Source organism: Parapedobacter defluvii (genome assembly GCF_014642075.1).
In the GTDB taxonomy this organism is placed as follows: Bacteria; Bacteroidota; Bacteroidia; order Sphingobacteriales; family Sphingobacteriaceae; genus Parapedobacter; species Parapedobacter defluvii.
Genome location: NZ_BMIK01000003.1, coordinates 182,867 through 197,847, shown reverse-complemented (window position 1 = coordinate 197,847; position 14,981 = coordinate 182,867). Strand labels below are relative to the sequence as shown.

Below are 14,981 nucleotides of genomic sequence, written 5' to 3'. Positions count from 1 at the left end.
AGCGAAATTCAATGGAAACGATCATTCGATATAACAAGAAGTGCGGTGTTTTTAGCTGCATGCTGATTGCCTTAGTGCTTGGCGCATGTAAGGAAAATCTCTCTGAACTCAACCTAAACCCCAATGCGTTGACGGATGACAAAGTTAATCCCGCTTTTGTACTGACTGGAATCCTTGCGGGGACTACCGGAAACCTGGCGGAACTTTCTTTTACCGGTAATGTCACGCAATGTGTCATTCCCCAAGCCATGCAATACACGCAGCGTGACTACCTGGAGTTTGTAGTGACCAACCAATTTGGCTGGTATACGATTTCGTGGGACTACCGGGGATTGCACCAGCCTCTGTCCAACGCATGTTACCTGGAAACACGGGCGCAGGATAGCCCCGATTCCCTGTTTTTGAAGGGTGCTGCGCTGACGATGCAGGCTTTCTGGTACGGCATGCAAACCAGTATTTGGGGAGACATTCCCTACAGCCAAGCCTATCAGGGCAGTGCCTACCTCCAGCCGGTTTTTGATGCCCAGCAGGATGTGTTCGCGGGATTGCTGAATAATCTCGAACAGGCGAATCGTTACCTCATGCAAGTCTCCGGTCCGGTTAGTTCGACGGTACAGGATGCGGATTTGCTTTATGGTGGCGAAGCACTGTTATGGCGGAAATTTGCCAATTCACTGCGGCTCCGGTACCTCCTTCGCCTGTCGGAGAAAGTGGCCGACATGCAGGCAGCAGGCATCGATGTGCCCGGCGAATTTGAAAAAATGGTGTCGGATCCCGCGACCTACCCAATTATCGTAAGCAGCGCGGAAAATGCGTCCTTGTCATTCCCTGGCACCAACGCCGGTGATTCGTACCCGCTGGGGCCACTCGGTTCCCCATCAGACCACGAGTTTTACCGGATAAAAGCGGGAGCTACGTTGGTGGATTTTCTTGAGGAACAGCGAGATCCACGGTTGGCTGTTTGGTTCCGCCCGGTAGCCGTGCAGACGTTGGTACGGGATAAGGGAGCGGATGTCGTGATCGCAAAGGACACCGACGGCCGGGTGAAGCGTTTTTTGAAGACCTATCGGCCCGATATCGATACCTCGTTGTTTGTGGGCTTAAAAATTGCCCTGACCGATCCGAATTCCTACAACGGCTTTGATGCTGCCCAGCTCAGCCAGGCCAACGGACTGGATCCTTCTATTTATAACGGGGGTGCAGCCAATCCGTTTGTGTCCTATTTGGCTCCTATGTATCGCGCAGACGCCGATCCATTGGTAAAGTCTGTCATGTTGTCGGCGGCGGAAATCCATTTTACCCTGGCCGAGGCGGCCAACCGGGGTTGGATACAGCGGGATGTGCTACAGGATTACCTTGCCGGCATCTTTGCATCACTGGAACAATATGGCATCGCCGATGGAAGCGCTAAGGTTTACGACACGAAGACTCATCAACTGGTGGATTTCGATCAGGCGGATTTCCGTGCCGCACTGACAGAAGAGTTTCAGGAGACTACCGATAAAGAAGAACTCATTCTTCAGCAGAAATGGGCAGCTTCATTTACGACGATGGAAGGATGGTTTGACTGGCGACGCACCGGCTATCCGCGCCTTGGAACGAATCTGGTAAACGGCCCGCAAGGAGAGAAAATTCCGGTACGGTACATGTACGGAGACAGTGAACTGAACTACAATCGGTCCAATACAGAAGCGGCGGTGTCCCGTTTGGAGCCCGCCACTAACGAGCAGTGGTCGAAAATGTGGTTAATTCAGGGCACCGGAAACCCTTGGTAAGCAACTAATATGATAACGATGGATAAAGTAAAATTGACGATTGGCATGCTGCTGCTATGCCAGTGGAGTATCGCGCAGGAATTCCTGCCCAATGCCTATCCCGACCGGGTGGTATTAAATGTGACGGAAACGCCTACAAACAGTGTGGCCTTGTCGTGGCGTACCGATGCCGCTACCGGCAAAGGGATGGTACAGTGGAAAAAGGCCGACGACAGCCCCGATATGTCTGTGGGATTGGACAGCGCACGGGCATCCGTTGAATCGCTTGCAGAAGAAGACCGGTCGGCGAATTATTTCAATGTCCGATTGAATGGCCTGGCACCGGCGACCACGTACACCTACCGGGTGGGACAGGGGACGCATTGGAGTGAGTGGTTCCAATTTGAGACGCCTGCCGATACCCCGGATCAATTGACGTTTATCTATGTGGGCGATGGACAGAACGACCTAAAGTCAAGGTGGTCACGTGCGATACGGAAGGCATACGCCACCGCTCCCGAAGCCGATTTCGTCCTGCATACCGGAGATCTGATCAACCGGTCGGGCGAAGATAACGAATGGGGAGAGTGGCACTATGCGAGCGGGTTTATTGCATCAACCATTCCGGTGATGGCTACGCCCGGCAATCATGAATACAAGAAAGATGAGCAAGGAGTAGTACGGCTGGATCCGCATTGGCGTCCCGGATTTAATTTACCCGCCAATGGCCCCAAAGGATTGGAGGAAACTTCCTACTACGTGGACTATCGCGGTGTCCGGGTCATCACGCTGAATACCCAAATGATGAATCTGGATGACAACCTGCGGACTGCCGAAGCCCAATGGTTGGAGAAGGTTCTTCGCGAAAGTGATGGCAAGTGGAAGATTGTGGCGTTTCACCATCCCATCCACTCCACGGCAGAAGGACGTGATAATCCGGAAATCAGGGAACTCATCAAACCCTTGCTTGAAAAATACGGGGTGCACCTGGTGTTGCAGGGGCATGACCATACCTATGGGCGTGGCACCGGAAACCCGGCATTGGAAAAGCCGGTCTACGTCGTTTCAGTCAGTGGCCCCAAAATGTATAAACAAGGAGAAGGGACCTGGATGGAAAAAGCGACCACCGATACCCAGCTTTTCCAGGTTATTCAGATAGACGGTGGCCAGTTGGCCTATAAATCCTATACCGTGACGGGCAAACTGTTTGACGAATTTACCTTGGCAAAATAGGCCTGTAATCTGTCTTTCCCCCGCTTGGAGACGGACTGGGTGGCAAAAGCCACTTTAGAGCCAACTCCAAGCCATTTGGATGCCACCTTGAAGCCAATCACTGGCTTCAAGGTGGCATCCGCTTGCTATGGGGATGCATCATACCTCCCAAGCCGGAGACAGCTTGGTCTTGATGGGTTGTCTGAAGCATGACAGTAATCGGACAGTTACCGGACAGTAATCGGACAAAATGGGGTTTTACCGGTCAGTACCCTGACAATCGATGTCAGTGTGTTGGTTTAAAGCGGATTGTTTTTTTAGTTTGTATCAATTAAAAGAGAACAATATGGCAAAATTAAATGAACTATTCGCATTTTCAGGAACCATCGGCGATTTAGTGGGGTGCAAAGGTCGGTTCGGCTTTTACGTGCGCAGCCGCCCACGGAAGTCTTCCAAACCGCCTTCGGTCAATCAATTGGCGGCAAGGGAAAAGATGAAACAAGTGATGCATTTTCTGGAACCGCTCCGTCCCACCATCCATAGGGGATTTGCGCTGCCACGGGGGCAGGACTCGAAGGTAGCAGCGATGAACCGGGCGGTGTCCTATGTATATCACCATGCATTGGAAGGAGAATACCCAAACTTCGTCATCAATCCGGCAACCGTTCGGATAGCACAGGGATCTTTGGCAGGACTGGAAATTACCGGGATGGAGATCGTAGACAACGAGCTCCGATTATATTGGGAGCCTCGTATCAATAGGAAAGACGCATTTGGAGACGATGTGGTGTATTTGGTAGCATACAATACCACGGAGCATGTCGCGCCCATAGGCATGGCTTCACGTGAAGCCGGCATCGCTTCGCTGGATGTTGCGGACGAGCGCGCAGGGAGCCAATTGTTAGTATACGTTTGCGTGGGCGAACGGGATAATCGTCGATTTTCAAATAGTCAGTTTTTGGGAACATTAATTCGTTAGTGGTTTTTTAACAAAATCATAACATCCTGTACCTGATTTGGTTGCAATGCTCTACTAACTTTGTAATGTGGAAAACATGATTGATAGCGAATTGATTGCCCGGATCCGCCGATCGGATGAACATGCATTTTATGCATTCTGTAATCGGCATTGGAAATCACTCTATCTATCGTTGTTGAATGAAACCAGTAACAAGGACGAAGCATTCGAACGGGTAAAGGGATTGTTTGTGGAATTTTGGGACAAACGTAAGCACTTGCCTGAACTATCGACTACGGTTGTGGAATACATCGTTGCCAATGGATTGGAAAAATCGGAGAGAAATCGCATCAATTTGAATTTGGTCAACTTTATGCTGGACACCATCTCACAAATCCAGAAATTGCCGGTTTCATTGGGCCTGCTTCTTCGTGATAAACATCTAAAGTACAAATGACAAAAAGGAAAAATCTGAGCCCTACTGAAGAACCCCTGATCATTCAGCAATTGCTTATCGGTCTTCGTTACCACATCCAAACGCAATCGCTGCTGTCGTCGCAAAAGGCCAAACAACGCATCGTCGTATGGATTGCCGTGGTCGCGACGGTGCTAACCTCCATCTTTGCGATAGCACGGTAAATCCAGCGCCCGTAAAAACATAACGTTGCCTTAATACTGCTTTGGTATTTTTGTCACTAGTTTAGTATGATGCTGATGACAGAAGTAGCGTTAATCGATGCACTACGATTAGGAACTCCCAAGGCTTACGATCTATTATACGATCGGTATTGGAAAATACTTTACCAGAAAGCATATAGCCGTGTAGCTGATGAAGACGCCGCCAAAGATATCGTGCAGGATGTCTTCATCAGTGTGTGGCAAAAACGGGAAAATCTGCTCATCCGGACTTCGCTGGAACAATTTTTATTGGGAGCGATAAAGTTTCAGGTGCTGAATCATTTCAGGTCCGAACGTGTAAAGCAACACGTTATAGATCTCGCTTTGGCAAAAATGGAATTATTTGTCACCGATGAGCATGACCGTGTTTCGCGTGATGTGCTGGAAGCCGCTTTGGACAATGGGTTGTATGACATGCCCGAAAACATGAAGCAGTCTTTCTTGCTGCGCTGCGACAACTTAAGTATCAAAGAAATTGCTGAAAAACTTGGGCTGGCCGAGCAAACCGTATCCAATAACCTTTCCGAGGCTGTCAGGCGGCTGAGGCAGAAGCTGTCCCACCAACACCGGGGCGAGTTTTTAATTGGGCTTTCTGTCTTTCTGAGCCTTGTTAACCATTAACTCATAAATAATTAACAGTAAATCAAAGTAGGTTTGGCGGTCTCCGGTTACTTCCTATTAAAAAGGATACGTAATCTTGGACAGCGAGAAATTTAAACAATTATTGCACCGCTACCTCAGCGGTGCGGCGAGCGACACCGAAAAGGAAACCATTGATGCTTGGTATGAATCTTTTCGTGAACTGGACGATTCCGAAGTATTCCATGGCGATGCAGAAGCGTCCCGGATAAACTCGCAGATGCGCGAACGATTATCGGGATATTGGAACCCGATTCGTAAACTCGGTTACGGGAAGCACTTGGCATATGCTGCGGCGGTACTTGCGTTGGTCAGTATCGCCTGGTTGGTACACCGGGGGCAGAACGACCACGGACTGACAGACTCCAATCGGATTTCGGCTGAGGCCGGTATAGGATATCGCGAGATAACCACGGCGGTAAGGCAGGTAAAAAAGATTACGCTGCCCGATAGTTCCATTGTATGGGTGAATGCTTCGAGCCGGCTGCGCATTCCCGAATCGTTCGGAGCGGCAGGACGTGAACTGTACCTTGATGAGGGAGAGGCTTTTTTTGAAGTAACCCCAAATCCGGGAAAACCATTCATCGTGTATAGCCGTGGCATCGTCACCCAGGTGTTGGGCACTGCTTTTAATATCAGTAACTACGAACGGCTAAGCCGGATTACCGTAGACGTACAGCAAGGCAGTGTACGGGTTATCGATACCAACCAACGACTGTTGGCCAATGAACTCACGAAAGCACAACAACTCGCTTATGATCCACATACGGGCACGTATATAACGGCTACCCTTACCATACCAAATGCAGCTAACTGGCGGGAAGGAACCATCCAGTTGACCAATGCATCCTTTGAAGAAGTCGCATTGGCGATGTACAACGTCTATGGCGTTGAATTAAAAGCGGCGGATCGGCAGGTCGATGACCATCAGTATAGTGTAACCATACGCACTTCGCACCGCTTGGACGAAACCCTGCGGATTATCTGTTCTATTCATCAAAATCAATACAGGAGGGAAAGCAATGAAGTGATTATTTATTAAAAAACGGATTTGCCCAAGGACAAATCCGGGAAGTCGTACAACAATGTGATTAGTTTGGACCCTCATCCATTGCTGTACAGCTACTTCATCAACAGGTGTTAATCAAGTAACGTTTTTCAAAGGTATAAAATTGGTACAGGATAATCCCAATTTTATCCAACAAACTCTTTAGTATGAACATTCATATACTGCATTGGCAACGAATCATGCGTATATCCATCTTAATTTATAGCATTCTTTTATCGTTTTCGCAGCTGCTGCTTGCGGAAGGCAGCAACGGGCAGGTGCTCCATAAGCCGGTCAATGTATCGATTGAACGACAAACACTGAACGAGGCCATACGGCAACTGACACGTATGGCAGCGGTCGATTTTGCTTATGATGCACACGGGCTTGGCATGGATGCCATTTGGGTGAATTCCATGAGCTACCAAAACGAGCCGTTGGAGCGTATTCTGGTCCGGTTATTGGCCGGTACAAACATCGGGTACAAAGAGGAAGTCCAGGGGACCGTAACGCTCTACAAACTACAACAGCCGGGTAAGATGACCGGCCGGGTTACGAATGAGCGGGGCGAGCCTTTGGCCGGGGCAAGTATTCGAATTGTGGAACTGAACCGCAGTTTTGGTACGGATGAAGAGGGAAATTTTGCCATTTCGGTGCAACCGGGGACGTATACTGTGGTAGCGAACTATGTGTCCTATGCGAGCCAATATAAACGAAATGTCACAGTTGGAGAAGGAGTGGGACTGACGGTGAATTTTGTATTGGAAGAGGCGGTGGGGGAACTGGAGGAAGTTGTTGTGACTTCGCTCGGGATTACCCGGGAGAAAAGACAGATCGGAACGGCCATTCAGGAAGTCAGTGGCGAGGAAGTCAATACCGCAAAAGGAGGGAATGTATTCAGTAGCTTGCAGGGGAAGGTTGCGGGCCTAAACATGACGCAGGTTTCCGGTGGCCTGGCCAATTCCACCCGTATCGTGTTGCGGGGGGAGTCTTCCCTCAATATCAACAAAAACATCGCGATGGTGGTGGTGGATGGCGTGCCCATCAACAACAACCTGGGTACAGCAAGCACGAATGATCTTTCGGTGGATTATGGCAGCGGGGGCGCAGAAATTAATCCCGACGATATTGAATCCATCAGCGTGCTGAAGGGACCCAATGCGGCGGCGCTTTACGGCTCCAGGGCAGCCAATGGGGTCATCATCATCAAAACGAAGAGTGCCTCGGCATCCAATAACATGGGAATAACGGTAAGTTCCAATACCGCATTTGACCAAGTATTAAAGGTTCCCGATTTTCAGAATAAATACGGTGGCGGAACAGGCGTTGGGTTGGATTATTATTCGTATGGCGACGGCCCCGATGGCCCCAATACGGCAAACTCCGGACATAATTGGGGAGCACCTTTTCAGGGGCAGTCGTTTATCCAATTCGGTTCGCCGTTGGACGAAGCCGGAAACCGGATACCCATTCCATGGAAAGCTTACCCGAACAACGTACGTGATTTTTATGAAACGGGCAAGACGTTCATAAACAACGTTTCGGTCTATAAGTCCGGTGAAATCGGCAATTTCCGTGCCTCATACAACAATTACGATCAATCCGGAATTATGCCGAACACGGAGTTGAAACGCCATCAGTTCAATCTGAATTCAAATATCAACATCACGTCTAAGGTATCTTTTAATGCAAACATCAATTATATTAACAGCAATAGTGACAATCTACCGGTAGTAGGTTATGGCGGATCGTCTCCTACATACAATTTTATCTGGTTTGAGCGGAATGCCGACATCAATTGGTTCAAAAACTATTGGATAAAAGGTCAGGAAGGCATCAAACAGGATTATTATTTCACATGGGGCGATAATCCGTATATGACGATGTATGAGCAACTGAATGGAATGAAACGGAACCGCGTATTCGGGAACGCATTTGTCAACTATGACATCACGCCCCGTATCAAGCTGATGGTGCGCACAGGAATCGACTATTCCGGAGAGTTCCGGAATTCACAACGGCCGTTGAGCTCTGCCGTAAACATCAACGGTCTCTACCGGCGGCAGGACCTTGCTTACCTGGAACGCAACTCTGACTTCCTGCTGAGCTACGGTGCCCCGTCAACCGAAAATTTTAAGTGGTCTGCCAGTATAGGAGGGAATAACCTGCAGATTAACACATCGAGTAATACCGTGACGGCGAATGGGCTGGTTATACCGGCTGTTTATAACCTGGGCAACGCCAGTACCCGTCCATCTACCGTGGAATCCAATACACGGAAACGGGTAAACAGCCTGTATGCCGTAGCAGATTTTGACTACAAAAATCTACTCTTTCTGCAGTTGACGGGCCGCAACGATTGGTCAAGCGCGTTACCCGAATCAAATAATTCTTACTTCTACCCTTCGTTGTCCGTAAGTGCGATTTTGTCGGATATGCTGAAGATTTCTTCTCCATGGCTGGACTTCTGGAAGCTGCGTACATCGTATGCACAGGTGGGCAATGACACGGATCCCTACCAAACCAACCCCTATTATGATTACAGCGTACTGCCCGGTGCCGTTAGCTTGCCCGAAACACTGCCCAACACGGATTTGAAACCTGAGATTACCAGTTCGTTCGAGCTGGGTACGGAATTCAAGCTTTTCAAAGATCGGTTGGGTGTCGACTTTACCTGGTACGCTTCGGAAAGTAAAAATCAGATCCTGCGCAGTCCGTTATCTGTCAGCACCGGTTATTCCGCGCAGGTGATGAATGCAGGCAAAATCACGAATAAAGGCTGGGAGGCATTGTTGCGGATAACCCCAGTCAAACGTAGGTTGGTGTGGGATGTATCGATCACCGGGTCAGCCAACCGCAGTAAAGTCGTAGAGCTCGCTGACGGTGTGGAAAGCTATGTGATGGCTTCCGCACAGGGTGCTACGGTGGAGGCCCGCATCGGCGGACGCATGGGCGATATTTACGGTGTGGGATTAGCGAGAAACGAGGAAGGTAAAGTGATTTACCAAGGCGGCGTGCCCGTATTTACCACGAATACGATGAAGGTGGGTAACTATAATCCGGACCTGATTGCCGGTATCCGGAATAACTTCCAATACAAAGACTGGTCGCTGGGATTCCTGTTTGATGGCCGGTTGGGTGGGGATATTTATTCCTTCACCTATGTGACTGGAACAGAAGCAGGCAGCTTGGAAAATACCCTTCCCGGTCGGGAAGACGGCATCATTGGCGATGGTGTTGTGCGAAACGCAGATGGAACCTATTCGCCCAATACCGAACGGGTGGCGGCCTATACCTATTATCGCGGATATTACAGAAGGCCAAATGTGGAATCAAGTACATTTGATGCCTCTTTTATCAAACTCAGGGAGGTTATCCTTGGCTATCGGTTACCTAACCGGCTGCTTCGGCGCGGCCCTTTCCAGTCCGTCCAAGTGAATCTGGTTGGAAGGAATCTCTTGTTGCTAACCGACGTGCCGAACATTGATCCGGAGACCTCATTCGTATCAGGCGGTACGGTTGTTCCCGGTGTAGAAAATGCACAGATTCCATCGACTCGGAGTTTTGGAATAGATATTAAAATCACGTTATAAGAAAACAGCGATGCGAAAGACCTTTCTAGTATGTTTCGCCATCCTCTCGTTAAGTGGATGCGAAAAGATCGACAACATCAATCCGAATGTGCCTGCAAACGTAAATCCCGGCGTGGTTTTGCCGCAGGTACTATACAACATTTCGAATACACTTGTGGGCAATGCCTTTGAGTTGAACAACGAGTTGATTCAATATACCTGCATGAACAATACCTTCACTGAAGTGCAGCGGTTTAAGCTGCAACCCGCAAACTCCAACGGAATATGGGGGTTGTATGGGCGCCTAAGGGATTTGAATGACATCGTGGACATGAGTGGACAAGGTGAAGGGTTAACAAATTACGCGACTATCGCGGAGGTCATCAAAATCTATATCTTTTCGGTGATTACCGACACCTTTGGGGATGTCCCGTACACAGACGCGGGAAAGGCGGATTCCGAAAGGATTTTAACACCGGCATACGACACGCAGGAAAGCATTTATTCGGACATGGTAGCCAGGTTGCAGGAACTGGCCGAACGGGTTGATGTTTCCGGAGGGCTGGCTTACGGAGGTGATCCGATATACGGCGGTGATATGCTGAAATGGAAGAAGTTTGCAAACAGTCTCCGATTGCGGCTTTTGATGCGGATGTCGGCAAAATCGCCTGCGACAGAAACGCTGATCGGGGAAATGTTAGCCAATCCGGACCGGTTTCCGTTGATGGAAAGCAATGCCGATAATTTTGTATACCGGTACAGCGGTAGCCTGCCGGATGTTTATCCACTGGCCCCGAATTTTGTGAGAGACTTTGATTTCAAGTATAAATCTGTCAGCGCATTTATCGTCGACTCGTTATCTAAGTTTAACGATAGCCGGTTGTTTCAATATGCGCGGCCAACCAACGCGAGCATGGGTACGGATCATCCGGAATACGTAGGACTGCCTAATGCGCTGCCGGTATCTGAGTCAGCCAACTACAACGGCGGATATAATTTCCAGTCGTATCTGGGTACCCGTTTCCAGTCGAATACAGAACCTGCCATTTGGATGACCTGGTCTGAAGTCTTGTTTTTGAAGACAGAGGCAGCGATTAAAGGCTTTTATTCGGCGGATGCGAAGACCCTGTATGAATCGGCGATCCAGGCTTCATTTGAATACTGGGATGCCCCATTTACGCCGGCATATCTGCAGCAATCCGGTGTGGCATTTGACGGACAACTGCCCAAAGTCTATCTGCAAAAATTCTTTGCCCTGTTTTTTACGGGGATGGAAGCGTGGTGCGAGTACCGCCGCACCGGGTACCCACTCCTGGTTCCGGGACCCACCAATGTGAATGATGGCAAGGTACCCAACCGGATCCCTTATCCGCTGGCGGAGCAATCACTGAATCAGTCACATTACGAGGAAGCTGCTTCACGGATCGGAGGGGATACCATGAACGGTAAAATGTGGTGGCAGAATTAATATAGACCGTAATGAAAGAAATGATAAAAAGAATAGGATTGCTTGTCGCGTTGCTGGGTTGTTTGGAAGCGAATGTATCCGCACAGCAACCATTGGACAGTACGGTTGTTTCAGAAACTATTTTGCCGCACTTCAAAAAGTGGACGGTCAACGAAATCGTCAAGGGAGGCCGTATCGATGCGATCCGGCAGCTGGAAGATGGCGTGATCTTATGTGCGACGCGCGGAGCAAACCGGGGGCAGTTGTTCATCAGCGAAAACTACGGGATCACTTGGCGGTTTCTGGCAAAACCCACGGATCACGACATCACGTGTATCGCCGAAACGGGGAACCGGGACGAATTTTACGTGCTGACCGGCTATGCCGAAGTGTTCCGGACACTGGATGGCGGCCGGAATTGGTCGCTTGTCAAAACCCTTACGGAAAATAAAAATAAAGACGGATATGCAGCGGCTTACGCGATTATGTATACGTCCAATGGCACGTTGTTGGTGACGGACACGGATAGCAACGGGGGGCACATTTACCGTTCCACGGATAAAGGAGAAACGTGGACAGATAAAGGAGCGGTCGGAAAAAAGGGTTTGTACCGGCTGGAAAAGGTGGGAAATGGCCTTGTTGTTAACGGTTGGGACGGAGCGATATACAAAAGTATAGACGATGGAGAAACGTGGAATCATGTCCAGCAACTGACGGACACCGCGTTGTTCGCCACGACCTATTCGGGTCTTGCCCGTTTGTTGCAGGGCGATCAAGCCGGTAATGTTTACCGTAGTACCAACCTGGGCGATGCGTGGGAGAAGTGCGCTAAACTCGAGGGTGCGGCCGATGACTTTGTTGACATTGGGTATGGCGCAACGTACTATGGGACGTATACCGACAGCAAATGTGTATACCTTACCCTCAATGGGGGCACATCATGGTGGAGCTTGGGAACGCTTCCCACCGTGGAAGGAGACTGGCTGGACCATGGGATCACGGTGGAAACGCCGGATTCCATTATTACCCTTTCGGGAACGAACAAAGGGTTTATGGTACGGAGCGCATTTGCAAAAGCGTTTGTGCAGGAAACGGTTGCCAAGGTAAACGGCAATTACCGTGAGATCGATGCGGCGAGAAAAATACCTTTTCAATCGGCTATTGTAGGCTCCTTAGTTGATGTGACGGAGTTGAATGAGCCAGAGGACATTGTGACACACAATGGGTTTGCTTATATCCCATGCAGGGACGGTAACAATGTGGCTATTATCGATTACCGGAATCCTCAAAAGCCGGTTCTCGTGCATAGTTTACGGGACCCGGATATATTGGATGCTTTCAGTGTTGCCTTAAAAGGTGACTACTTGTATGTCCTATCCATGACCAACTGCCGCATCAGTGTATACGACGTGCGGGACCCAAACCACCCGGCAAAGATATCGGCGATTACGGTAGGTGGACCGGGGAGTTATTTGGATTATTATCACTCCAATTACACTCGTCTCCGTAAAATCTGGATTGATGGTGATTATGCATATATAACACATAGTTCAGAATCCAAAGTATATATTCTGGATATCCGTAAGCCGGAACGACCGGAGATTATCAGTAGTTTCCATACCGGGGACGGTGCTTTCGCGGCACTGGTGCATAACGAGGTGTTGTATCTGGCAGCGTATGGCCCGGGGTCTTCGTTGATTACGGTTGATGTCAGGGATAAAGTTCACCCCGTAATTAGCAGCAAAATCCATGATCCGGATTTGTTGAAAGGAACGTGTGCATTGGCAATAAAGGACGATGCCTTGTATGTCGTGGCCTATAATGCAGGGACATTTTGGTCATTTGATATCGCTGAGCCGCTGTCTCCCAAAATATCGGATTATATCAGAGATCCGGATATGCGTGGTCCCGGGAGGATCGCGATTAAAGACGATAACGCCTACGTGTTGAACTCCATCAACCACTCGCTTGCAATCATTGACATTAAAGACGCTGATAAACCGGTCATTCGTTCTTATATGCAGGATAAATCATTGTTCCGCGTTGTGTACGGGATTTCCATAGACGGTGATTTGCTATTACTAGCGGGGAGAGATGCGAGTAATTTCGTTGTCATTGATTTGAAACAGGTTGCCTCGCTTTAAGCCGATGGGTGATTGATCGCCGTTTACGCACAGCTATTTATCCCTCCGTTAACACGGGTTTAATATACCCGTGTTAACTTTGGGGTGATGAACTTGAAGCGAACAACCCCCGTATTTCTGAATCACCTACTCGACGATTCCCACGTAGTTAAACCGCTGCCCCATCCGACCGGTACATATCCCTACCGATTAAATATCCGGGAGGTATTGGGCGATGTTAGCTGGTTTTTAAAGCAGCGGATGAGTTTTCACATGGTAGGTGATACCGGAAGTGTACGGCATTCAGCATTCCAGTCACGTATTGCATCCGCGCTTGCACAGCAAGCCGGTGAAAATCCATCCGCTTCCGAGAAACCGGCTTTCCTATTCCACTTGGGTGATATTGTATACAACCATGGCGAAGCCAGCGAATACCCCAAGCAGTTTTTCGCGCCGTACGAAGACTATCCAGCTCCGATATTTGCCATCGCGGGTAATCACGACGGGGATATCAATCCAGCTAGCGATCTTGTTTACCAAAGCCTGGATACCTTCATGGATGTTTTCTGCGATACCTATCGGCGTAAGATTATGTTTGCCGGGGGAAGCAAGCGGCTCAGCATGATACAGCCGAATGTTTACTGGACGTTGCAGACCCCGCTTGCGAATTTTATCGGCCTATATGCCAATGTCACAAAACACGGTACGATTGCTGTCGAGCAGCGCGAATGGTTTATCGAAGAATTGAGGAATGCCAATATGCATCGACCCGATCAGGCTATTATTGTATGTCTGCATCATGCACCCTATTCGGCCGATACCAACCACGGTTCCAGTCCGGCTATGATTGCTTTTTTGGAACGTGCTTTTGAAGCAGCCGAAGTGAAGCCTGATATTGTCTTCAGTGGACATGTGCATAATTATCAGCGGTTCACCAAGACATATGAAGACGGCAGTTTGGTTTCCTATGTTGTCGCTGGGGCAGGGGGATACGCCGATCTGCATCCCATTGCGTTGGTAGACGATCCACGTATTGCGGATATGGACTCGGAGGTTCATCAAGTTCGGCTGGAGAATTTTTGTGACGATCGATTCGGCTTTCTCAAAATAAACATTGAAAAGAAGGAAGACGAGCTATTGCTGACCGGCGAATATTATACACTCGATCCCATTACCCCGATACACGTGCACGATAGGAGTGAAGCCACGTTGTTTGAACGTTTTTCGGTATCCATACGCAACCGCACCTATTCGCTTTGTTAACCGGATGTTTTGATTGCAAGAATTAAGTCTTAACGATATGGTATTGGGAGATTAACATTAAATTTTCGCAGGAAGTGTTTATTTGCGGGTAGGTTTATCACGGTCAAAAAAGCAAATTACGAAGCATTGATGCCGCTAACCGCCGAAGGCGGCATGGATACATTTAAAACAAACATGTAACGCATAAACAAATTATTTAGATGAGACCTGCATGAGCTACCGCTCAAAAAACGACACGAATAAATCCGCTCATGCAAGCTTCATTGCCGCTTAAAAAACAATTTATT

General features: G+C 48.9%; 11 protein-coding genes. All 11 read left to right on the top strand.

What is annotated here, in order from left to right; translation table 11 throughout:
• Nucleotides 1–11: 11 nt before the first annotated feature.
• The 11 genes from IEX60_RS07320 (at nucleotide 12) to IEX60_RS07270 (ending at nucleotide 14,694) form a co-directional block, all read left to right on the top strand.
• Nucleotides 12–1,775 carry a SusD/RagB family nutrient-binding outer membrane lipoprotein gene (locus IEX60_RS07320; RefSeq protein WP_188749018.1) on the top strand — a complete coding sequence of 588 codons (1,764 nt, stop codon included), beginning with the start codon at nucleotides 12–14 and terminating at the stop codon, nucleotides 1,773–1,775.
• Between the two features lie 18 nt (nucleotides 1,776–1,793).
• Entirely contained in the window at nucleotides 1,794–2,987 is a 1,194-nt protein-coding gene (locus tag IEX60_RS07315) for a purple acid phosphatase family protein (RefSeq protein WP_188749016.1), read from the top strand.
• A gap of 325 nt (nucleotides 2,988–3,312) precedes the next feature.
• On the top strand, nucleotides 3,313–3,945 hold the full coding sequence (locus IEX60_RS07310; protein ID WP_188749014.1) for a DUF6266 family protein: 633 nt from the start codon (nucleotides 3,313–3,315) through the stop codon (nucleotides 3,943–3,945).
• Nucleotides 3,946–4,021: 76 nt separating this feature from the next.
• Nucleotides 4,022–4,381, top strand: a complete 360-nt coding sequence (locus tag IEX60_RS07305; protein ID WP_188749013.1) for an RNA polymerase sigma factor — start codon at nucleotides 4,022–4,024, stop codon at nucleotides 4,379–4,381.
• Nucleotides 4,378–4,563, top strand: coding sequence for a hypothetical protein (locus IEX60_RS07300; RefSeq protein ID WP_188749011.1), 186 nt, complete (start codon nucleotides 4,378–4,380; stop codon nucleotides 4,561–4,563). Before IEX60_RS07305 ends, IEX60_RS07300 begins: the two co-directional genes overlap by 4 nt.
• 66 nt (nucleotides 4,564–4,629) lie before the next feature.
• The gene (locus IEX60_RS07295; RefSeq protein ID WP_188749008.1) at nucleotides 4,630–5,223 is read left to right on the top strand and encodes an RNA polymerase sigma factor; all 594 of its coding nucleotides are present in this window, start codon (nucleotides 4,630–4,632) and stop codon (nucleotides 5,221–5,223) included.
• Between the two features lie 76 nt (nucleotides 5,224–5,299).
• A complete protein-coding gene (locus IEX60_RS07290; RefSeq protein ID WP_188749006.1) occupies nucleotides 5,300–6,283 on the top strand; it encodes a FecR family protein in 984 nt (327 codons plus the stop codon).
• A 173-nt stretch (nucleotides 6,284–6,456) separates the two neighbouring features.
• On the top strand, nucleotides 6,457–9,882 hold the full coding sequence (locus IEX60_RS07285) for a SusC/RagA family TonB-linked outer membrane protein (RefSeq protein WP_188749003.1): 3,426 nt from the start codon (nucleotides 6,457–6,459) through the stop codon (nucleotides 9,880–9,882).
• Nucleotides 9,883–9,892: 10 nt separating this feature from the next.
• Nucleotides 9,893–11,329, top strand: a complete 1,437-nt coding sequence (locus IEX60_RS07280) for a SusD/RagB family nutrient-binding outer membrane lipoprotein (RefSeq protein WP_188749001.1) — start codon at nucleotides 9,893–9,895, stop codon at nucleotides 11,327–11,329.
• Nucleotides 11,330–11,340: 11 nt separating this feature from the next.
• A complete protein-coding gene (locus IEX60_RS07275; protein WP_229717462.1) occupies nucleotides 11,341–13,452 on the top strand; it encodes a hypothetical protein in 2,112 nt (703 codons plus the stop codon).
• An 87-nt stretch (nucleotides 13,453–13,539) separates the two neighbouring features.
• Nucleotides 13,540–14,694 (top strand): metallophosphoesterase family protein, encoded by a 1,155-nt coding sequence (locus IEX60_RS07270; RefSeq protein WP_188748997.1) that lies wholly within the window; start codon nucleotides 13,540–13,542, stop codon nucleotides 14,692–14,694.
• Nucleotides 14,695–14,981: the final 287 nt, after the last annotated feature.